Origin of the sequence: Streptococcus suis (assembly GCF_016775005.1) — a bacterium.
GTDB classification, from domain to species: domain Bacteria; phylum Bacillota; class Bacilli; order Lactobacillales; family Streptococcaceae; genus Streptococcus; species Streptococcus suivaginalis.
Map to the genome: position 1 here is coordinate 105,457 of NZ_JAEUXI010000005.1, position 20,689 is coordinate 126,145.

The 20,689-nt window shown below is 44.2% G+C and carries 27 protein-coding genes; 21 read left to right on the plus strand and 6 right to left on the minus strand.

The features are described from left to right. Nucleotides 1-58: 58 nt before the first annotated feature. The 15 genes from JNG37_RS06870 (at nucleotide 59) to JNG37_RS06940 (ending at nucleotide 10,314) form a co-directional block, all read left to right on the plus strand. Entirely contained in the window at nucleotides 59-1,306 is a 1,248-nt protein-coding gene (locus tag JNG37_RS06870) for a diaminopimelate decarboxylase (protein WP_158456720.1), read from the plus strand. 99 nt (nucleotides 1,307-1,405) lie between these two features. Continuing rightward, on the plus strand, nucleotides 1,406-1,648 hold the full coding sequence (locus JNG37_RS06875; protein WP_158456717.1) for a YneF family protein: 243 nt from the start codon (nucleotides 1,406-1,408) through the stop codon (nucleotides 1,646-1,648). A 78-nt stretch (nucleotides 1,649-1,726) separates the two neighbouring features. Next, nucleotides 1,727-2,521 (plus strand): glutamate racemase, encoded by a 795-nt coding sequence (gene racE / locus JNG37_RS06880; protein ID WP_158456715.1) that lies wholly within the window; start codon nucleotides 1,727-1,729, stop codon nucleotides 2,519-2,521. After that, nucleotides 2,518-2,880, plus strand: coding sequence for a hypothetical protein (locus JNG37_RS06885; protein ID WP_158456713.1), 363 nt, complete (start codon nucleotides 2,518-2,520; stop codon nucleotides 2,878-2,880). Before racE ends, JNG37_RS06885 begins: the two co-directional genes overlap by 4 nt. 60 nt (nucleotides 2,881-2,940) lie before the next feature. After that, nucleotides 2,941-3,948: a nucleoside-triphosphate diphosphatase gene (locus JNG37_RS06890; protein WP_158456712.1), complete on the plus strand. Its 1,008-nt coding sequence runs from the start codon at nucleotides 2,941-2,943 to the stop codon at nucleotides 3,946-3,948. Continuing rightward, complete coding sequence (locus tag JNG37_RS06895) at nucleotides 3,924-4,451, plus strand: metallophosphoesterase (protein WP_158456710.1); 528 nt, start codon at nucleotides 3,924-3,926, stop codon at nucleotides 4,449-4,451. The genes JNG37_RS06890 and JNG37_RS06895 overlap by 25 nt, the downstream gene beginning before the upstream one ends. Continuing rightward, on the plus strand, nucleotides 4,448-4,900 hold the full coding sequence (gene cbpB / locus JNG37_RS06900) for a cyclic-di-AMP-binding protein CbpB (protein WP_158456708.1): 453 nt from the start codon (nucleotides 4,448-4,450) through the stop codon (nucleotides 4,898-4,900). Before JNG37_RS06895 ends, cbpB begins: the two co-directional genes overlap by 4 nt. An 8-nt stretch (nucleotides 4,901-4,908) precedes the next feature. Continuing rightward, nucleotides 4,909-5,628: a site-specific tyrosine recombinase XerD gene (xerD, locus tag JNG37_RS06905; protein ID WP_158456905.1), complete on the plus strand. Its 720-nt coding sequence runs from the start codon at nucleotides 4,909-4,911 to the stop codon at nucleotides 5,626-5,628. Continuing rightward, nucleotides 5,628-6,347 (plus strand): segregation/condensation protein A, encoded by a 720-nt coding sequence (locus JNG37_RS06910; protein WP_158456706.1) that lies wholly within the window; start codon nucleotides 5,628-5,630, stop codon nucleotides 6,345-6,347. Before xerD ends, JNG37_RS06910 begins: the two co-directional genes overlap by 1 nt. After that, entirely contained in the window at nucleotides 6,331-6,900 is a 570-nt protein-coding gene (gene scpB / locus JNG37_RS06915; RefSeq protein ID WP_158456704.1) for an SMC-Scp complex subunit ScpB, read from the plus strand. The genes JNG37_RS06910 and scpB overlap by 17 nt, the downstream gene beginning before the upstream one ends. After that, the gene (locus JNG37_RS06920; protein ID WP_158456702.1) at nucleotides 6,890-7,633 is read left to right on the plus strand and encodes a pseudouridine synthase; all 744 of its coding nucleotides are present in this window, start codon (nucleotides 6,890-6,892) and stop codon (nucleotides 7,631-7,633) included. The genes scpB and JNG37_RS06920 overlap by 11 nt, the downstream gene beginning before the upstream one ends. Next, entirely contained in the window at nucleotides 7,630-7,875 is a 246-nt protein-coding gene (yidD, locus tag JNG37_RS06925; protein WP_158456700.1) for a membrane protein insertion efficiency factor YidD, read from the plus strand. The genes JNG37_RS06920 and yidD overlap by 4 nt, the downstream gene beginning before the upstream one ends. A 235-nt stretch (nucleotides 7,876-8,110) precedes the next feature. Then, the gene (locus JNG37_RS06930; RefSeq protein WP_158456698.1) at nucleotides 8,111-8,653 is read left to right on the plus strand and encodes a tRNA (cytidine(34)-2'-O)-methyltransferase; all 543 of its coding nucleotides are present in this window, start codon (nucleotides 8,111-8,113) and stop codon (nucleotides 8,651-8,653) included. Between the two features lie 429 nt (nucleotides 8,654-9,082). Next, entirely contained in the window at nucleotides 9,083-9,640 is a 558-nt protein-coding gene (locus tag JNG37_RS06935) for an ECF transporter S component (protein ID WP_158456697.1), read from the plus strand. A 23-nt stretch (nucleotides 9,641-9,663) separates the two neighbouring features. Continuing rightward, nucleotides 9,664-10,314: a phosphatase PAP2 family protein gene (locus JNG37_RS06940; RefSeq protein ID WP_158456695.1), complete on the plus strand. Its 651-nt coding sequence runs from the start codon at nucleotides 9,664-9,666 to the stop codon at nucleotides 10,312-10,314. 119 nt (nucleotides 10,315-10,433) lie between these two features. Here the strand turns inward: JNG37_RS06940 and JNG37_RS06945 are convergent, their stop codons facing one another. From JNG37_RS06945 to JNG37_RS06970, 6 genes are all read right to left on the minus strand, one after another. After that, nucleotides 10,434-12,260 carry an acyltransferase family protein gene (locus JNG37_RS06945; protein ID WP_158456693.1) on the minus strand — a complete coding sequence of 609 codons (1,827 nt, stop codon included), beginning with the start codon at nucleotides 12,258-12,260 and terminating at the stop codon, nucleotides 10,434-10,436. After that, nucleotides 12,250-12,600: an MORN repeat-containing protein gene (locus JNG37_RS06950; protein WP_238336295.1), complete on the minus strand. Its 351-nt coding sequence runs from the start codon at nucleotides 12,598-12,600 to the stop codon at nucleotides 12,250-12,252. Before JNG37_RS06950 ends, JNG37_RS06945 begins: the two co-directional genes overlap by 11 nt. A 583-nt stretch (nucleotides 12,601-13,183) precedes the next feature. Then, nucleotides 13,184-14,983, minus strand: coding sequence for an acyltransferase family protein (locus JNG37_RS06955; RefSeq protein WP_158456689.1), 1,800 nt, complete (start codon nucleotides 14,981-14,983; stop codon nucleotides 13,184-13,186). Beyond that, complete coding sequence (locus JNG37_RS06960) at nucleotides 14,973-15,395, minus strand: MORN repeat-containing protein (protein WP_158456687.1); 423 nt, start codon at nucleotides 15,393-15,395, stop codon at nucleotides 14,973-14,975. The genes JNG37_RS06955 and JNG37_RS06960 overlap by 11 nt, the downstream gene beginning before the upstream one ends. A gap of 77 nt (nucleotides 15,396-15,472) precedes the next feature. Next, complete coding sequence (locus JNG37_RS06965; RefSeq protein WP_158456685.1) at nucleotides 15,473-15,895, minus strand: low molecular weight protein-tyrosine-phosphatase; 423 nt, start codon at nucleotides 15,893-15,895, stop codon at nucleotides 15,473-15,475. 44 nt (nucleotides 15,896-15,939) lie between these two features. Next, on the minus strand, nucleotides 15,940-16,146 hold the full coding sequence (locus tag JNG37_RS06970; RefSeq protein WP_158456683.1) for a CsbD family protein: 207 nt from the start codon (nucleotides 16,144-16,146) through the stop codon (nucleotides 15,940-15,942). Between the two features lie 202 nt (nucleotides 16,147-16,348). On the opposite strand from JNG37_RS06970, the gene JNG37_RS06975 reads away from it, so the two are divergent. From JNG37_RS06975 to JNG37_RS07000, 6 genes are all read left to right on the plus strand, one after another. After that, nucleotides 16,349-16,867 carry a Dps family protein gene (locus JNG37_RS06975; protein WP_024384587.1) on the plus strand — a complete coding sequence of 173 codons (519 nt, stop codon included), beginning with the start codon at nucleotides 16,349-16,351 and terminating at the stop codon, nucleotides 16,865-16,867. A gap of 312 nt (nucleotides 16,868-17,179) precedes the next feature. Then, on the plus strand, nucleotides 17,180-17,362 hold the full coding sequence (locus JNG37_RS06980; protein WP_105179392.1) for a hypothetical protein: 183 nt from the start codon (nucleotides 17,180-17,182) through the stop codon (nucleotides 17,360-17,362). Then, nucleotides 17,359-18,237, plus strand: coding sequence for an ABC transporter ATP-binding protein (locus JNG37_RS06985; RefSeq protein ID WP_158456681.1), 879 nt, complete (start codon nucleotides 17,359-17,361; stop codon nucleotides 18,235-18,237). The genes JNG37_RS06980 and JNG37_RS06985 overlap by 4 nt, the downstream gene beginning before the upstream one ends. Continuing rightward, the gene (locus JNG37_RS06990) at nucleotides 18,234-18,965 is read left to right on the plus strand and encodes an ABC transporter permease (RefSeq protein WP_158456679.1); all 732 of its coding nucleotides are present in this window, start codon (nucleotides 18,234-18,236) and stop codon (nucleotides 18,963-18,965) included. Before JNG37_RS06985 ends, JNG37_RS06990 begins: the two co-directional genes overlap by 4 nt. An 8-nt stretch (nucleotides 18,966-18,973) precedes the next feature. Beyond that, nucleotides 18,974-20,068 carry a sensor histidine kinase gene (locus JNG37_RS06995; protein ID WP_187321630.1) on the plus strand — a complete coding sequence of 365 codons (1,095 nt, stop codon included), beginning with the start codon at nucleotides 18,974-18,976 and terminating at the stop codon, nucleotides 20,066-20,068. Continuing rightward, nucleotides 20,065-20,664, plus strand: coding sequence for a response regulator transcription factor (locus JNG37_RS07000; RefSeq protein WP_158456677.1), 600 nt, complete (start codon nucleotides 20,065-20,067; stop codon nucleotides 20,662-20,664). Before JNG37_RS06995 ends, JNG37_RS07000 begins: the two co-directional genes overlap by 4 nt. The last annotated feature ends 25 nt before the right edge of the window (nucleotides 20,665-20,689 follow it).

The window sequence follows — 20,689 nt, forward strand, 5'->3', positions numbered from 1 at the left end:
GGGTTTTCCTTTGTCTCTATGCTATAATAGTTAGAAATTTATAAGATAGGACGAGACCATGACAAAAACACCATTTATCAGTAAAGAAGCTCTTGAAACTATTACGAGTCAATTTCCAACCCCTTTTCATTTGTACGATGAAAAAGGAATTCGGGAGAAGGCCCGTGCCCTCAATGCGGCTTTTTCTTGGAACAAAGGCTTCAAGGAATATTTTGCCGTTAAGGCAACGCCAACGCCAGCCATTTTGAACATTCTTCGGGAAGAGGGGTGTGGTGTTGACTGTGCTACCGACGTGGAAGTGCTTATGAGTGCCAAACTTGGTTTCACCGACATCATGTTCACCTCTAACGATACTCAGGCTCAAGAATTCGTTTATGCGCGTGAAGTTGGAGCGACCATTAACCTGGATGCCTACGAACACATTGCCTTTTTGAAGGAAGTGGCTGGCATTCCTGAAACAGTCTGCCTCCGCTACAATCCAGGTGGCACCTTCTCTCTGGGAACGGACATCATGGACCATCCAGAAGAGTCCAAGTTTGGCATGACCAAGGACCAGCTCATGCAGGGGTATAAAGAGTTGAAAGACTTGGGTGTCAAGGAGTTTGGGCTTCATGCCTTTCTAGCTTCCAATACCGTGACCAATGATTACTATCCAGAGTTGGCTCGTCAGTTGTTTGAACTTGCCTTGGAGATTCGTCAGGAAACAGGGGTGACCCTTGACTTTATCAACCTGTCTGGCGGTATAGGGGTCAACTATCGTCCAGACCAGGAGCCAAATGACATCGCTATCATTGGTGAAGGGGTACGCAAGGTTTATGAAGAAATCCTGACGCCAGCTGGTATGGGAGAGGTCAAGATTTTTACAGAATTGGGCCGCTTCATGCTGGCTCCCCACGGTCACCTCATCACCAAGGTTCTCCACCGCAAGGAAACCTATCGGACCTATATTGGTGTTGATGCGTCGGCTGCCAATCTCATGCGTCCAGCCTTTTACGGGGCCTACCACCACATCACCAACATCACTCGCCCAGACGCCCCAATCGAAGTGGTGGATGTGGCTGGCTCCCTCTGCGAGAATAACGACAAGTTTGCCGTCAACCGTGAATTGCCACGAGCAGAAGTGGGGGACACCCTCGTTATTCATGACAGCGGAGCCCACGGCTTCTCTATGGGTTACAACTACAACGGCCGCCTGCGTTCAGCGGAGATTCTTCTTGAGGAAAATGGCGGAGCGCGCATGATTCGTCGGGCAGAAACCCCAGAAGACTACTTTGCGACCTTGTATGGATTTGAATTTGACAGGTAAGTCTTGGAAAAACGGTCTTAATTTGGTATAATAGTGTCAGTTGAGACAGGTTCTCGCTAAGCAGAAATGTATAAAGAAAAGTCAGGAGATTGACACATTATGTCAGTACATATTGGAATTGTTATTTTATTGGTTGTCTTAGCACTTGCTGGTGGTGTAGCCCTCGGTATTTACTTGTCACGTAAACAAGTGGAAAAATTCATCGCTGATAAGCCGATTTTGGATGAAAATGCCCTTCGTTTGATGATGAGTCAAATGGGTCAAAAGCCAAGCGAAGCAAAGGTACAACAAGTACTACGCCAAATCAAGAGCCAACAAAAAGTTGCAAGCAAGAAAAAATAAGAATAAATGGGACTAGGGATTCATCCCAGTCCCTTTTCAGTAGAGCCAGTTGGAAATTGGCAACTAAGGAAGAGATATATGGATAATCGACCTATTGGATTTTTAGATTCTGGTGTCGGTGGATTGACGGTAGCAAGAGAGCTTATGCGTCAGCTACCACATGAGGAAATCGTCTATATTGGAGATTCTGCTCGAGCGCCTTATGGGCCAAGACCGGCAGAGCAAATTAAAGAGTACACCTGGCAATTGGTCCGTTTTCTATTGACCAAGGATGTCAAAATGATTGTGTTTGCCTGCAATACCGCAACAGCGGTTGCTTGGGAGGAAGTCAAAGAAGCCTTGGACATTCCTGTCTTGGGAGTGATTTTGCCAGGTGCATCTGCAGCAATAAAGGCTAGTCAGACTGGAAAAATCGGTGTGTTAGGAACTGCCATGACCATTCAGTCAGACATTTACAGAACGAAAATCCAAGCCTTGTCTCCAGAGATGCAGGTAGAAAGTCTAGCCTGTCCAAAATTTGCTCCCCTGGTAGAATCCAATAACTACCAGTCCAGCCTGGCCAAGAAGGTCGTTTATGAGACCCTAAGACCCCTGGTTGGGAAGGTAGATACCTTGGTTTTGGGCTGTACCCATTACCCCCTCTTGCGTCCTATTATTCAAAACGCTATGGGGCAGGATGTCAAACTGATTGATTCGGGAGCAGAATGTGCGCGCGACATTTCAGTCCTACTGAATTATTTTGAGATCAACCGGAGCCGCAGTTTGGAAAAGACCCAGCACCGTTACTATACAACTGCCAGTCCGCTAGCCTTTCGCGAAATCGCAGAAAATTGGCTGGGAATGGCCATCGAAGTGGAGCATGTAAGCCTATGACAGAACGCATTTACGAATACAAGGATGAACAGGACTGGTTTATTGGAAAATGGGACGGGTTTAACTACCTGACTTGTTTTGGTGATGACCAGGCCTATGAGACTGTACAGGATGATTTTCACCGATTGGTTGCTGGCCTCCAAGTGGAGGGCTTGCAGGTACATGTAGTGAAACTGCAGTCCATGGCGACTTTTCTACGGTTTTTAGTAGAGACCATCAATCAAGAGCAAGATCGTTGTCTGCAGTTGGTCCAACACAAAGGTGGACAGTTGGTGATGGAACAAGACCGCCTCTTGTATGTGCATCTGGACAAGGCAGGAGTCTTGGCGGCTGATTTTTTTGAACAACCAGAGGTGTAAAGATCGTTTTTTCAGTGTCGATTGACCTTCAAGTATAGTGGAAGTGGAGCATATAAGCCTATGACAGAAAAAATTTTTGAATACAAAGACGAGAACAATTGGTTTATCGGGAAAGCTAGCTTTTCCAATTGTATCTCTGGTTTTGGAGAGACTGGAAGAGAACAGGATCTCTTTCTATTTGGTTACCTCCTGGATCGCTTGATTGCCAGCAATTATTCGGATGAAAACCATAACAAGTGTGCAAATATTGAAGTCATTGCAATTCAATCCGACTTTGCCCTCATTCAATTCGCCTGTGATATTTTGAATGAACTAAACCAGCGCCAGTTTAAGGTTCTCCAACATCAGGGGGCTATTCTGGTGACGGAAGGAAGCAAGCTCTTTCTTGCCCACCTACCAAGTGAAGGACTTGAAACAGCAAGCTTTTTTGGACAAGAAAAGGGATTTGCGGGCATTGGTGATACCATTTTGATTGCGACAAAAAACGAAGGGAAGACAAAGGAATTTCGCCGATTTTTTGAGCGATTTGGTTATCAAGTAGAAAACCTCAATCACTATCCTGACCTACCAGATGTGGCTGAAACAGGCATGACTTTTGAAGAAAATGCTCGTTTGAAAGCTGAGACAATTGCAGCATTGACTGGGAAAATGGTCTTAGCGGATGATTCAGGGTTAAAAGTAGATGCCCTAGGTGGCTTACCAGGGGTATGGTCAGCTCGATTTGCTGGTGCAGATGCAACAGATGAGCAAAATAATGCCAAGCTCCTACATGAACTAGCTATGGTCTTTGACATCCAGGATCGCTCGGCTCAATTTCACTGTACACTTGTCATCGCTGCACCTGAACGGGAAAGTTTGGTCGTAGAAGCGGACTGGGCTGGCTATATTGGCATGGACATGCGCGGTGAAAATGGCTTTGGTTATGATCCACTATTCTTGGTGGGAGAGACAGGAAAAACATCTGCAGAACTAGCCCTCGATGAGAAAAACAGTATTTCCCATCGTGCAAAGGCTCTAGAAAAATTAATGGAGGCATTTCCAAAATGGCAGGAGCAAGCAAACGCATAATTGTCATGAGTGATTCGCACGGAGACCGTGCCATCGTTGAAGAAATCAAACAGCACTACCTAGGAAAGGTTGATGCCTTCTTTCATAATGGGGATTCCGAACTCGACAGTCAGGATGAACTGTGGGATGGAGTTCATGTAGTCAATGGCAACTGTGATTACAGAGGTAACTTTCCAGATAATCTTGTGACCGATTTAGATGGTGTTCGCATTGCGCAGACCCACGGTCATCTGTATGGGATTAATTACGGATGGCAACGCTTGGATTACTGGGCACAGGAAGTGGAGGCAGATATTTGTCTCTATGGTCATCTCCATGTGCCAGATGCTGAGGTACGTGGCAAGCCCCTTTTTATCAATCCAGGCTCAGTCCGTCAACCACGTGGTTTGGTTCAAGAGTGCCTTTATGCTATGGTGACCATCTCAGAAGACTCCTATCGTGTCGAATTTTTCACCAGACAGCATCAAGCTTATCCACTATTAACAAAGGAATTTAGCCGATGATTGCAGCAGAATTTGAAGAATTTTTATTGGCACAAGAAGAGACCTTTCTAACTCCAGCAGATAAGCTAGCGGTTATTATTGATAGTCATAATATGGACCATGCCAAGCTCTTGCTCAGTCATATGACCTACTCTCGTGTTCCTGTTGTGACGGAAGACAATCTCTTTTTTGGGACCATTGGCCTCAGGGAAATTATTCAGTATCAAGCTCAGCATGAATTGACTGATGATCAATTGAACCAGGATGTAGCACTTATTGCCAAGCGGGATGTGGCAAGGATTGGTCCAGATTATCATCTGGAAGAAGTGATGCGAAAATTAATCGACGAACCCTTCCTTCCAGTTGTGGGAGACCAGGGTGAATTTTTAGGGATTATCACACGAAAATCAATTTTGAAGGCTGTCAATGCACTTTTGCACCACAACGGATTTGGAGAACAGAAAGTATGACACCTGCCATGATTGTAGCTTTTTTACAAGAGAAACAGTTGTCTGTACAGTCGCAACAAGCTTACAAGGGTGATCTCCGGCAGTTTTTGGAGATTTGTCCTCGCTTGGACCAGTCAGGATTGCTTCAGTACCAAGCCTTTTTACAAGGTCTCAAACCGACTGCCCAGAGACGCAAGGTATCTGCTGTCAACCAATTTATCTATTTTCTCTATACAAGAGGGCAGGTGGAACGCTTTTATAAGTTAGAAGCGGTCTCTAGTACGGTTCTGACCAAAAAGCGACAGGCCCCAGTCCACCTGGATGCCTTGTGGTTGGAAACAGAACTGCTAGACGGTCAACTGATGGCTCTATTAATGAGCCAGTTGGGATTGACACCGAGTGAGTTGATGGGGCTTAAGTTGGAACAGCTAGACCTCGAATTTCACATCCTGAATTTGGATAGGGGCGGGCAACGGAGAATCCTAAGCATCCCCAAAACTCTGCTACCTTATTTAGAGAGTCGAAGGGATCAGGTCTTTCTTTTTGATAAACAAGGGCAACCTTACTCTCGCCAATGGTTTTTCAATCGTCTGTCAGCGTATGTTGGTACACTTGGTCATAGGGAATGGACAGCTCAGTTTTTGAGGGAGCAATTTATTCTGAGCCGCCTGGCAGCAGGTCAGTCCTTGGAGCAAGTTGCAAAGGACTTAGGCTTGAAAACATCAATTAGTTTGGAAAAATACAAGTAATGGATATAAAGTTAAAGGATTTTCAGGGACCGCTGGACTTGTTGCTGCATCTGGTTTCCAAGTATCAAATGGATATTTACGAGGTGCCGATTACAGAGGTTATTGAGCAGTATCTGGCCTATATAGCCACCTTGCAGGCCATGCGCTTGGAAGTGGCGGGTGAATACATGGTCATGGCCAGCCAGCTCATGTTGATCAAAAGCCGCCGGCTCTTGCCCAAGGTAGTGGAGCAGGAAGTGGCGGAAGAGGATCCAGAGCAGGTCCTATTGGATCAGTTGGAGGAATACCGCAAGTTCAAGTTACTCAGTGAAAAACTGGGTGAACAGCACGAGGAACGAGCACAATTCTTCTCAAAACCCAAGTTGGAATTGGTCTATGAAGATGTGACCTTGGTACAGGATAAGACGACCATTGATATTTTCCTAGCCTTTTCCAAGGTCATGGCTGAAAAGCAAGCTAGCCTACGCCAGTCCCATACCACCATTGCCCGCGATGAGTACAAGATTGAAGACATGATGGACTATGTACGGTCGCAGTTATCAAAGACCAAGCGCTTGGAGTTGGGGCAGATTTTCAAAGAAAGCAAGGATATGAACGAGGTCATCACCATTTTTCTTGCGACCTTGGAGTTGGTCAAGGTCCATGAGGTCGAGGTGGAGCAGGAGAAAACCTTTGGTAGTATTTATCTAGTGAGGAGGGATCATGAGTCGAATAGCTGAGATTGAAGTTCTGCTTTTTGTAGCAGGTGAAGACGGTTTGACTGTGCGCAATTTAGCTGAAATGCTAGATTTGACGCCTTCTGCTGTCTTGCAACAGTTGGAAAAATTAGCCGAAAAATACCAGTCTGATAGTCAGTCAGGCTTGGCGCTCTTGGAATCTTCCAACCGCTACAAGTTGGTGACCAAAAAAGAATACGCAGATCTCTTGCGGATTTATGCCAAGACGCCGATCAACCAGACCATGTCACGAGCCCTCTTGGAAACCCTGTCTATTGTGGCCTACAAGCAGCCCATTACCCGTGTAGAAGTCGATGACATCCGTGGGGTGAATTCTAGCGGTGCTATTAGTAAACTCCAAGCCTTTGACTTGATTCGGGAGAATGGGAAAAAAGAGGTGATTGGCCGTCCAAATCTCTATGTGACGACCGAGTATTTCTTGGACTACATGGGAATTAACAGTCTGGAAGAATTGCCAGATGTCTCCAACTTGGACTTGGTAGAAGAAGAGGTCGAGCTCTTCACAGAAAGAAATGAGATAGAAGATGAGAATTAATAAGTACATTGCCCACGCTGGTGTAGCCAGTCGTCGTAAGGCAGAAGAATTGATCAAGCAGGGCTTGGTAACAGTCAATGGCCAGGTTGTTCGAGAATTGGGAACGACCATCAAGTCAGGCGATAAGGTGGAAGTAGAAGGCCAGCCGATTTATAACGAGGAAAAGGTTTACTACTTACTCCATAAGCCACGAGGTGTGATTTCCAGCGTGTCAGATGATAAGGGAAGAAAAACGGTTATCGACCTTTTACCTCAAGTCAAGGAACGGATTTATCCAGTGGGTCGACTAGACTGGGATACATCGGGTGTCTTGATTTTGACCAATGACGGTGACTTTACGGATGAGATGATTCACCCGCGTAATGAGATTGACAAGGTTTATGTGGCACGGGTCAAGGGGATTGCCAACAAGGATGTCCTACGACCTTTAACACGAGGTGTGGTCATCGACGGCAAAAAGACCAAGCCTGCGGTCTATGAGATTCTGAAAGTGGATCCAGTTAAAAATCGCTCGGTGGTGGAGTTGACTATCCACGAAGGTCGCAATCATCAGGTCAAGAAGATGTTTGAAGCGGTTGGGTTGCAGGTAGATAAACTGTCACGGACTCGTTTTGGAAATCTGGACCTGACTGGTTTGCATCCTGGCGAAGCCCGTAGGCTCAACAAAAAAGACATCAGCAAGTTGCATACCTTGGCAGTTACCAAAGCTCAAACGTCTAAGAAAAGACGATGAAATGGCTGTTGATTGGGCTGGTCCGTCTTTACCAGAAGCTGATTTCGCCTCTTTTTCCACCGACTTGTCGCTACAATCCGACCTGCTCCAACTACATGATTGAAGCAATTAATAAACATGGTCTTAAGGGAGTTCTTATGGGCTTGGCCCGTATAGGACGCTGTCACCCCTTTGTGGATGGTGGGGAAGATCCTGTACCAGACTCCTTTAGTCTCAAGCGAAATTCAAAACGGCAGTCCTAGGACGGCTGTTTTTTGATTTGTTGGCGAAGAGATAGTATCAGATTCAAAAAATTTCGAAAAATGAGCCCTTTGACTTGATTTGTCATGGTCTTGTGATATAATGGTTACATGATTTCATTGATTTACCTCAAACCTGTTGTGAGTTAAGTGAATGAATCACCATTCACCATACTGTTTGCTGAGCATGACTCCGGGCAGTGTGGCATTTTTTTTGCCAACAGAATGAGGAGAAGCTATGAACATCGAAGACTTGGCTCACACAGAAGGAGCAGCCCGCAACCATGTGGTTCTTTTCCAACCCCAAATTCCCCAAAATACAGGCAACATTGCTCGAACCTGTGTCGCAACCAACAGCCCCCTCCATATCATTAAGCCCATGGGATTTCCCATTGACGACCGCAAGATGAAGCGGGCGGGCTTGGACTACTGGGACAAGCTGGATGTGCGTTTTTACGATAGTTTGGATGAGTTTATGGAAAAAGCAGAGCAGGGACAGGTGCATTTGGTGACAAAGTTTGCGGACCAAACCTACTCGGATAAGTCCTATTCCTCAGATCAGACTCATTATTTTGTCTTTGGTCGAGAAGATACTGGACTGCCAGAAGAATTCATGCGTCGCCATGCTGAAAAAGCCATTCGCATCCCTATGAATGATGAGCATGTCCGTAGCCTCAATGTCTCCAATACTGTCTGCATGGTTGTTTATGAAGCTTTGAGGCAACAAGATTTCGCTGGTTTGGAGTTGGTCCACACCTACGAAACCGACAAACTAAAGTAGAGCGATTCAAAGCCTTGCGATTGCAAGGTTTTTTTGTTATGATTAAAGAGTCTTCAGGGCAGGGTGAGATTCCCGACCGGCAGTGAATTTTTTGGATTGTTGCCTTTCTGTTGCTCTCATTCGTAGTTGACCAGGCTTGCCTAACTCCAGTTATGCCTTCGCCTTGTCGCCTAGACCGAGATCAAAATCTAAGACAACACTCCCAAAAAAGCCTTATTCTTTTCTTTTGGAGCTAGGCAAGGAGGCAAAGACTATACTGAGGTATGTCGAGCCGACTGAACGAAGCTATAGAAGTAAATGAAGACGGCGACAGTCTGCGAGCGAAAGCTGATGTGGTGCAATTCCACAACCGACAGTAAAGTCTGGATGGGAGAAGACGAGAGGGATGTCCCTCAAGCTTCTCTAATTTGTTACAAATTGGAGGAACCTATGACAAACACACGCAAAATGGCGACCATCGCCATTCTTTCAGCAGTTTCATTTCTGCTCATGTACCTTAAGTTTCCGCTGATTCCAACAGCTAGCTTCTTGGAAATTGATTTTTCAATTGTTCCGATTTTGCTTGGCTTAGTGGTCTTGGATTTGAAATCAGCATTCGGGATTCTATTGATTCGTTCGGTCCTTAAAATCATTTTTAACAATGCAGGACCTAGTACCTTGATCGGAATGCCAATGAATATCATCGCAGTGGGGATTTTTGTGCTGGCTATGGCCATGATCTGGAAAAAGAATCCGTCAGTTAAGCACTACCTTTTGGCATCAGTTCTTGGTACAGTTGGCTTGACTCTTGGGATGTTGGTGATGAATTATTTCTATGCCATTCCAGTCTATGCAGCCTTTGCAAATTTTGATATCGAGGCTATTTTGGGGACTTCAACCTATTTGATGACCATGGTAGCTCCCTTTAACCTCTTGCAGGGAATCCTATTTTCTCTTGTATTTTATATCATTTTCCGGGCCGTAGAGCCTATTTTAAAGAAAGTTTAAAGATTCTCTGTTATTCTAACTTCATGAAAAATAAACGAACCTATCTAACAAACGCTTCATTTACAGCCCTTGCCTTTGTTATCCTTGGCTATATGGCTAAATTTTACCCAGCCAGTTTGACCGCTTTTGATTCAGCGATTCAAACTGCTGTCCGTGGCACCTTGCCGTCTGCAGCGACAAGCTTTTGGACCTCAATTACGGTTCTGGGAAATACGGTTGTCATCCTGGCGATCTGCTTGGCCCTGGCATTTTTCTTCTACAAAAAGCAGTGGAAAGCAGAAGCATATTTTATTCTTGCTAGTTTTGCGGCCATGGGGGTAGCGTCAACAGCCCTGAAATACGTCTACCAACGTCCGCGTCCTAGTATCGAATGGTTGATCGATACCATTGGCTATTCTTTCCCAAGCTGGCATACCGCTTCGACCATGATGGTTGCTGGTGCGGTGGTGATTATTATCAATCAACGCATGAAATCTAGCGTATCCAAACGCTTGCTTCAAGCTAGCTTGTTGATTTTAGCTGTCTTGGTTGCTGTATCGCGCATTTACATTAGCGTGCATTATCCGACGGATATAATCGGTGGTTGGCTCTTGGCAGCGACCTTGCTTCTAGCAATGTTTCCATACTATGATCAAAAACGCTTTGAATGGCGTTTCCAAAGCAAACAAAAATAAGATTGCATATGCTCCCTTGGCAATAAAAATAGAGAGTTGATGTAAATAAAAAACGCATAAAATCCCTCTTAGCGGTTGATTTTATGCGTTTTTTATTTATTTATGGAGTTTAGTCGGTATTAATTTTTGACAATATTTTTTACAGGTGAGTTGGCAGCCTTTTTAAGAGCATCGCTAATCGTTTGAGCAAACAATGTTGCCCCTTCTAAACGAGTCGTGCTGGTCCCTCCAAAATGAATATTATCAGTTCCAACCCATAGTTGGGGATTTTCTTTTGCGACGGTATTCCAGTCAGCAATGGTAATAAAGTTATATTTTTTGACTAGACTTTTTAGATACTGTGCATGTTTTTCGGCAATTGGGTTGTCATACTGTTGGTAGTTACCGTCATAAGGAGTAACGAAAATGAGACGGTAGCCATTGGGGAGGATGTCAATGATGTTATTGATTTCTTCCTCATAGTTGTAAACAATATTGGTTCCTGTAGCGATGACAACATTTTCAACTAGTGTGCCGCTTTCAATGTTGGTTTTTAGGATTTCAAAAGCTTGGGTTGTATTGCGGCTTCCTTGAGCATCTACAAGAGCATCGGGTAAAATGGTTTTGATTTGCTCAGTAGCATGTAGGGTTACGGAATCACCGATAACCATTATCCCTTTGACCACTTCATAACTAGAAGCTTTTCCTCTTTCGGCAAGGGTCTTTGTCTGTATCATCCGTGCATCCGCCTGGTGGAGGCCATCTATTAACAGTTGTTGCTCAAGTTTTCCTAATTTTGGTGATAGTAAACAGACAAGAATCGTGGGAATGGCCAGAACAGTACCGATTTTAACAATCGATTTAGAATAGGTTTGAAAATGGATAAAACGGTGTTTCAGAGCCGGATTGTTGCCAGTAACCATTGGTTCGATGAGGTAGAAGGACAGGCTGGATAGTATGATGGATAGTACCAATGTTAGGGTACTTGCAAGAGTATTGTCCAATAGTTGAGAGAAGATGATATAGAGAGGCCAATGGAAGAGGTACAGGTTGTAGGAAATATTAGCTAGATAGGATAGAAAGGCTGGTTCTTGGATAGTAGGTGTTTTTTCGTGTAGTATCCTAGCGGCATAAATCATGATGAGAGTAGCGATACTAGAGAGCAGGAAACCAAAAAGATAGGTCCATATACTATCAAATTTAAAGGTAAACAGAAGAAGTAATTCAACTGATAGACCTACTGCAAAAAGTCGGATGGCTTTAGGGAAGGTCCAATTCTGACAGATACGTTGAAAAGCGGCTGTTGTGCAATGCATACCAGCAATAGGAGCAAGTAGGCTCCCTAGGAAGAAGGGAAAAATATGGGTCCACGTTGCAAAATAAATGGTTGAATAACTGGTCACAAAGAAACTAGTGATGGACATGGTAAGAAATGTGAGGAGGAAAAGGGTACCAGCAGTCAAAAAAATCAACCCTCGTAGCTGTCCGATTGTTTTCGCGATACGAGAAAGTATCCAAACGATTATCCCCCAGAGTACATAGTAATGGACCTCTAGGGCTAGGCTCCATGTATGTAGAAAGAGATGAGGGGTGAATTGGTTTTCGTAGCCACCGCCAGCCAATATTTCATATATGTTTGTCATGAAGCCGAGGGCTGCAGTAATTTGTTGGCCAATTCTAGCGAGAAAGTCATCTCTGATGAAGAGAGCTAGTGGAGTAGTGATGATAAGACATAGGACGAGCGGTGGGAGAATACGGTAGAGTCTCCTAGTTGAAAAATGGTGGAGATTGATGCTATTTTTTTTGCCATATTCATCTATAAAGATAGCTGTTGTAAGGTAGCCTGACAGGGTAAAAAATAAATCAACCCCTAAGAAGCCGCCCGGAAAATATTTGATAAAGAAGTGATAAAGTAATACAAATATTAGGCCGATAACACGGATAATTGATAGCCATTTAATTCTCATGTTGATAGATCCCCTGTTTGAATGTTCCTTCATATACTGTTTTTGACTCGGTTGTTAATTTTCCCTGTCCGTGAGCTAGTCCATTCTCAAAATTCCCTATATAAGTCCAGCCTGAAGCTGCGGTAAAGGTTCCTTTGCCATGGAATATCCCATTTTTAAACTCTCCTTCATAATGGTCGCCGTTTTCAAATGTTAAACTTCCCACTCCAGACATTTTATTGGAGAGAACATAGCCTTTGTAAGAAATGGCACCATCATCAAAATGAAGGGTTTGTTGAGAAGGTATGCGATGATAGAATACTGTAGCGGCACAACAGAGAATAGCTAGGAAGATTAGCATTTCTCCAGTTTTTCTTGAGAGGGACCGTGGAGAGTCTGAGTTTATATGAAATATTTTTTTATTACGGAACATGAAGCTACCTCCAGCAACTCTTATTATATCATGTTGTATTATAGCATGATTTAGCCGTTTATAAAAGCAATAATAAAATGAATCTTTTTGAATTTGGGATAGTGAGCAGAGATTGGAAAAGATTAGGACCTCTCTCAGGGCTTATGTGAATATTCCAGTATAATGGCAGCTTTTTTTGTAATTTGTGAGATAAGAGACACGCTACTAGAGAGGTCGGTTTACATCATTCAAGGTTTGGGACTAGGCTGTTTGCACCCGATAAGGTGAAATCTGGGAACTGGTTGACGAACATATATTTTCCTTGCTTACCTATAGAGTGTTTACTTGTACTGAAAGACCAGGGTTCACTCTTTATATGTCATTTGGGATTGGCTGAGGTTAGGGTAGAGGACATATCGAAAAAATGCCTAGAATTAACTTACTAAAAGTGTTAATCCCTAGGCATTCTATCTTTTGAAATGGTAGGCTATTTTTGCGAAATGATGAGGCTCTGTCAGTCTCGTTTGACGGTCTATTCTTTAACAGGACCATCTGCAGCTGCTTCAACAGCATCTTGAATAGTTGTTGCAAAGAGCTCTGCACCATTGGTTTCAAGATTGAAGTGTACCAGGTCGCTTCCTACCCAAATAGCAGGATTGGCAACGGCGACTTGATACCAATCTGCAATGGAACTAAAGTCGTTTTCTTTAGCCAGTTCTTTTTCATATTGACCAGTTTGGTAGGCCAAGGAAGTGTCCTGTGAAAAATTCCCGTCGTATGGTGTTACGAAAATCAGGCGGTGACCTTTAGGGAAGTTCGCTACTAAATCGTCTAAGAGTTCCTGATAATTATCGCTGGTATTGGTTCCCAGGGAGATAACGACGGTCTCTTTAAGGGTATTGTTTTTCTTATAAAGTTCAATGAGGTTTTTCGCTTCTGTCAGATGGCGGCTAACTGTACCGTCAATGACTGCATCAGGAAGGACTTCTTGAATGGCTGTACTTGCTCGAACGGTGACAGAATCGCCAAAGATGGTCACTCCGGCCTGAACATTATAATTGGTAGCCTGGGCATTTTCAGCGGCAGCACGTGTAGTGTCCATTTGTGTCTGAGCCTGAACCAAATTGCTAGCAAGAGACTCTTTTTCAAACCCACCAAGTCTTGGAGCAAAGAGGCTGATTCCAAGGCAGGCAAGAGTTAGGAGTCCAGCTAGGGGATAAAACCATTTTGAATAGCTTACAAAGTCGATATCTAAGCCCAACAGGTTTCCTTTCTTTCCTTGTAGATTTGGCTCAATCACATAGAAGGAAAGGCTAGCAAAGATGATGGAGAAGACCAGAGTCAGAGGAACTGAAATGGCCAGCTGGAAGAGTTGAGAGAAGATGACGAACAAAGGCCAGTGGAATAGGTAGATACCATAAGAAATGGAAGAAAAGTAGCCAAGAAGAGCTGGTTCTTCCATATTTGGTGTCTTTTCATGCAAGACACGTGCAGCATAAATCATACTTGCCGTCGCTAGACTGGATAAGAGGAAACCGATAGTATAGGTCAAAATACTGTCAAACGTCAAGAAGAAAAGAAGGAGTATTTCCACCACCAATCCCCCAGCAAAGAGAGCGATTGTCTTACGTACATCCAGTTTTTCCACCATTTTTTCAAAAGCTCGTGTTGTATTTTTAACGCCAGTCATGGTCGCTAGGATGCTTCCCAAAAAGAAGGGGAAGATATGGGTAAAGGTTGAATAATAAATGCTTGAAAAATTGCTAACAAAAAAGCTTGAAACGAACATGCCCAGGAAACTCAGGAGGAAGAGGGCGCTGGATGTCAGAAAAATAGTTCCTCGTAATTGACCACTTGATTTAGAAATTTTGGTCATTCCAAAAACAGCAAGAACCCAAATCAAATAAAATTGAACCTCAATGGCAAGACTCCATGTGTGGACAAATAAGTGAGGACTGAATTGGTTTTCGTAGCTACCGCCAGCCAAGATTTCAAAGAAGTTAGTCATGAAACCGAGTGCCGCTGAGACCTGTAAACCGATCGAAGCAATGAAATCATTGCGGACCAACAAGGCTAAGGGAAGTGAAAGAAGAATCATTAGTACAAGCGGTGGGAAAATGCGATAGAAACGTCTGTGGAAAAATCCAAACAAATCAATTTTTCCCTTGGCTTGGAATTCATCAATCAGTAGGGCGGTTGTTAAGAATCCTGAGAGGGTGAAAAAGAGGTCGACCCCGATAAAACCACCAGGAAAAATCTGTTTAAAGAAGTGGTACAAGAGTACCAGGAGAAAACCGATTGTTCGTATAAGTGATAACCATTTAATTCGCATTTTGATAGATCCCCTGTTTGAATGTTCCTTCGTAAACCGTATTGGTTTCCGTTGTCAATTTTCCTTTTCCATCTGCAACGCCGTTTTTAAACTGCCCTTCATAGGTCCAACCAGCTGCAGCAGTATAAGTTCCCTGACCACTAAAGACACCATTTTTAAATTCGCCAGAATAAGTGTCGCCGTTTTTATAGGTTAATTTTCCAAAACCATTCATTTTTCCAGCTACGACTTGGCCAGAATAGGTTAAACTGCCATTGTTTAGTTTGAGTGCGCCGTCAGAAGGAATACGACTGGTGAAAACTGACAGGGCACAGATGAGAATGAGCACAACTGCAGCCAGTTCAATATTGCGACGGGTGAGGTAGTGTTTTAGGTCCAACAAGCGTTGACCGATTTGACTCATACGATCCATTTTCTCGTTCCTTTACAAAAAAATTGCTACAGACTAAGTGTAGCATTTTTTTTCAAATATTACAAAATTATTACAAACTAATTTGCCAGTCTTTCCTGCCAATCACGGCAACCTTGAGAAACCAATTGATAGGTCTGATCAAAGTCCCCTGTGTACCAAGGATCAGGGACCGATTTGTCAGCGAATTGGAAAATCTTATCTTGAGCATGGGCAGGAGCCATTTTCCGTAAATCACGGACGTTGTTGCTGTCCATTCCGATGATGACATCAAATTCCTCAAAGTCTGTTTGAGAGATTTGTTGAGAGGACTTGTGACTATCGTAGGGAATCTGGTATTTTTTAAAAATAGCTTGTGTCCCAGCATGAATCGGATTGCCATGCTCCCAAGAAGAGGTTGCACGACTCTCTATGTGGTGCTGATTGGTGACTGATTTCATGACAAATTCTGCCATGGGGCTACGACAGATATTGCCTAAACAAACAAAGAGGAGTTTTGCCATATTGTATCCTTTCTTTAAAAAAACGACCCTGAGGTCGTTTGTGTTTATTCCTTATCAAAGGCTTTCTTGATACCGTCAACTGCACCTTCGATGCTGTCTTTTGCATCTTCAACCAATTCTTTTGCCTTGCCTAGACCTTTTTCCACAAGCCCTTCAACTTCAAGACCTTTATCGCCTGTTAACTTGCCCAAACCTTCTTTGACAGAACCTGTCAACTGGTCGAGTTTTGCATTTAATTTATCTTCTGACATAAGAAACCTCTTTTCTTTGCGTCAAGGGTGGTCGCCCACCGAGTCATTCTACTATGTAGAACATGTTGATATATCTATGTTAAATTAAAATGCAGCAAAAAGCAAGGGATTTGTCTGTCAATAAGCCAGAGGAGGAGGGATAATTCTTGCAATTTTTTCTTCTTTTATTTATAATTATTATAAATAAAAGAAAGGGTGATATATGATGAAACAAAAATATTATCAATCTCCAGCAGAAATTGCGTCTTTCAGCCCGCGTCCATCACTGGCTGATTCTAAGGCTGTTTTGAATCAAGCGGTGGCCGATTTATCAGTAGCCCATTCTATCCTCCATCAAGTTCATTGGTATATGCGTGGTCGTGGCTTTATGATTTGGCATCCAAAGATGGATGAATATATGGAAGAAATTGATGGCTATTTGGATGAGATGAGTGAGCGTTTAATCACCTTAGGTGGGGCACCATTTTCTACCCTCAAAGAGTTTAGTGAAAATAGTCAGCTCAAGGAAGTTCCTGGTGATTACACTGTAACGATTGAAGAGCAATTGGCGCGTGTGGTAGAGGTGTTCCGCTATCTGGCTGCTCTTTTCCAAAAGGGATTTGATGTCAGTGATGAAGAAGGTGACAGCGTAACCAACGACATTTTCAATGTGGCTAAGGCTAGTATTGAAAAACATATTTGGATGTTGCAGGCAGAACTTGGTCAAGCACCTAAGTTGTAAATAGATGAAGGGTCCCCAGTAGGACTCTTTTTTGCTGCATTATTTAATACTCTTCGAAAATCAACATTATCCGTTGTCAAGAGCCTTGATGAGTGAAAAGCTCTGGTGGAGCTTTTCAGCCTGTTACCTTGAAACAAGATAGTAACAGAGTTCTATCTTCAACTTCATTTCCTAGGTACTTTTGATTTTCGTTGAGTATAATATGACATTTGTCATATCAGTCCATGACAAAGGCTTCTAGTAGGGGTGTGGGTGATAAGTTATACTGAGTGTGTAAAAGAAATTCAGTCAGTAATTAGTAAGGAGAATGGTATGAAATCATTTGTTCAAACAGGTATATCTTATTTCACTATAGCCTTTGTGTTTCTCTATGCTTCCTACATTTTGTTTGGTCAAGGATTACAAGTAATGACCTACTTGGCTTGGTCCTTGCCAGCAAGTATAATTATCGGGATTGTTGGAGCGGTGATTTGTCAGAAAGGAGAGCAAGGATGATTCAAGTCAATCAGTTAGAAAAAATCATCAAAGGACGGACCATTTTGTCTGATATTTCCTTTGAGATACAGTCAGGGGAATGTGTGGCCTTGATTGGTCCCAACGGGGCTGGGAAAACAACGCTCATGTCCTGTTTGTTAGGCGATAGAAAGGTGACGAAAGGGCAGGTATTGCTGAACGGTCTGGCTCCACAGGCTCGGTCTAATAAAGAAACAGTAGCAGTCTTGCCTCAAGAAAATGCTATTCCGACAGACTTGAAGGTCAAGGAATTGCTCCGCTTTTTCCAAGCCATCTACAAGGACAGTCTGACAGATGTGGAAATCGACAGCCTGCTCCGCTTTTCCCCAGAGCAAAAAAATCAAGTGTCGGGCAAGCTATCAGGTGGTCAGAAGCGGCTCTTGGCCTTTGTCATCTGCCTGATTGGTAAGCCCAAGTTGCTCTTTTTGGACGAGCCAACGGCAGGAATGGATACGTCGACCCGTCAGCGTTTTTGGGAGATTGTTCATGACTTGAAGGAAAAGGGCGTAACCATTTTTTATACCAGCCACTACATCGAGGAAGTGGAGCATACGGCGGAGCGGATTTTGGTCTTGCACCAGGGCAGACTCTTGCGGGATACGACGCCATTTGCCATGCGGAGTGAGGAGCAGGAAAAAGAAGTAACACTGCCAATCCACTTTGCGACAGTGGTGGAGGGCTTGGATGCCATTTACGACATCAGCTATAAACAGGACACAGTCAGCTTCAAGACCCGTGCTATTGAGCAGGTTTGGGCGAATTTACAGGAAGCAGGCTGTCGGATTTCAGACTTAGAGGTGCAGAACAAAACCCTGCTCAACAGCCTATTTGACAAGACAAGGGAGGGAGAATCATGAAAGCATTGGTGCAAGTAGAAGCGGTCAAATTATCTAGAAGTTTGGGAGTTTTTCTCCTATCTATCGGCATGCCCGTCATCTTTTTCCTGATTTTCTCATCGACGGTCCAGTTTGATGATACAGCCATGCAAAAGGCCTTTATCCAGTCCTATATGCTGACCATGACAGGATTTTCCATGTCGGGCTTTGCCCTCTTTACCTTTCCTATGATGCTGGCAGAGGACCGAAAAAATAGCTGGTTGACCTTTATCCAGCATTCGCCCCTGCCGATTTGGCAATACTATCTTTCAAAACTGGTGCGGGTCTTACTCTGCTTTGTGTCTTCCATTGCCGTTGTCTTTGCCGTCGGAGGTTTAGTCAAGGGAGTTGAGATGACAGCTCAAGAATGGGGAATTTCGGCTCTCTTACTTTTAGTGACCTCTATCGTATTTCTAGCCATGGGCTTGCTTTTGGTGCAAATCCAGTCGGAACAAACCATGTCGGTGGTGGCCAACTTGCTCTACTTTGTTCTGGCTATCATGGGTGGCTCTTGGATGCCTGTCTCCCTCTTTCCTGACTGGGTACAGCGAATTTGCAAACTTATGCCCAGCTACCATGTCAATCAGCTGGTGACCACCTATGCCCAAGAGGGAGTTTTTCTCTGGAAATCCTTGCTAATTGTCCTAGGATATGCCATAATTTTCTTAGGAATTGCTCTGGCCATCCATAAAAAATCTGACCAGCAGTGAGGTGACCTATGATTTTTGAAAAAAGAAAGATACCACTCATGTTCTTCGTGGGCATGATCTTTCTCTATTTTCCGCTTTATTATGCCCAATATTCTCCAAATCCGACGGCTGTGGTTCTAGCAACCATTCTTTTTGCCCTAGTCTATTGTTCCCTCTTTTACACAGACCACAAGCTCTATTCCATGCTGGGCTGGTTTTACCTGATTGGCTACATCGCCGTCATGAGTTTTTGGGGCAATCTGCAATTTTCCCTCTTTATCTTCAACCTGTCCAATATGCTGAGCTGGTATTATAAGGAAACTCGGCCGACCTATCGGACGGTGTCCTATGGGATTTTGTTGCTGGTCATTATCCTCTGGGCTCTCTTTGGACCAGTCCCCTTTGAGATGCGGGCCTTTGCACTCATCATTCACTTTTTCGGCTTGGCCTTGCTGATTTTCAGTTGGATTGAAACCAAGCGGGAAGCTCTTCAACAACGGATTCAGGAGCAAAATGCTTCCATTAACCTCTTGCTTGCTGAGAACGAACGCAACCGCATCGGTCAGGACTTGCACGACACCCTTGGGCATGTCTTTGCTATGCTGTCCATCAAGGCAGAGCTGGTCAAGACCCTTTTGGACCACGACCAGATAGACCAGGCCAAGAAGGAAGTAGCGGAGCTCCAGACCTTAGCCAAGGACTCCATGCAGGACGTCCGCCAGATTGTCCAGTCCCTCAAGCAGCACACCGTGGCAGAGGAACTACATATTTTGCAGCAGATGCTGGACTTGGCAGGAGTGGACTTGGTCGTTTTGGGTGGAGAAATAGCAGAGCAGCTCAGCTTGCCTGTCCAGAACAAACTGGCTATGGTGCTGAGAGAGCTGGCCAATAACCTGCTCAAACACAGCCAGGCTAACAAGTGCCGTTTGACCTTTGAAGAAGACCAGCAAGAATTGGTCTTGTACTACGAAGACAATGGTGTGGGCTTTGCCCAGTTGACAGGTCAAGAATTGCATACCATAAAGGATAGGCTGGTAACGGTGAAGGGGAGTTTGGAATTTCGTTCTCTGGCACAACCCACCCGCCTGTCCATACGAATTCCGCTTGAGGAGGTGGTAGAATGAGAATCTTAGTCGCAGAAGACCAGGTTATGCTGCGGGACGCCCTCTGTCAGCTCTTGGGCTTTCAAGATGCGGTTGAGGCTGTTTTACAGGCAGAAAACGGCAGTCAGGCCCTTGCTCTTTTGGAAAAAGAGCCAGTAGATGTGCTACTCTTAGATATTGAAATGCCTGAGAAGACGGGGCTGGATGTCTTGGAATGGGTGCGAGCGAAATCCCTGCCTGTCAAGGTTGTCATCATGACCACCTTCAAGCGACCAGGCTATTTTGAGCGGGCGGTCAAGGCAGATGTGGATGCCTATGTGCTCAAGGAACGCTCCATTTCGGACCTTATGCGGACCATTGAAACGGTCTTGGCAGGGCGAAAGGAATACTCGCCAGAGTTAATGGATATTCTCCTGACACAACGCAGTCCCTTGACGGACCAGGAATGCCAGTTGCTCAAGCTGGTTGCTGACGGCTTATCCAATAAGGAAATCGCCAGTCAGCTCTACCTGTCTGACGGGACGGTCCGCAATTATATGACCTCTATCCTGTCCAAGCTGGGAGCTGAAAACCGCACGGCTGCTGTTAAGATAGCACAGGAAAAGGGTTGGTTTTAAAATGACCTATGATTGCCATCTAAGT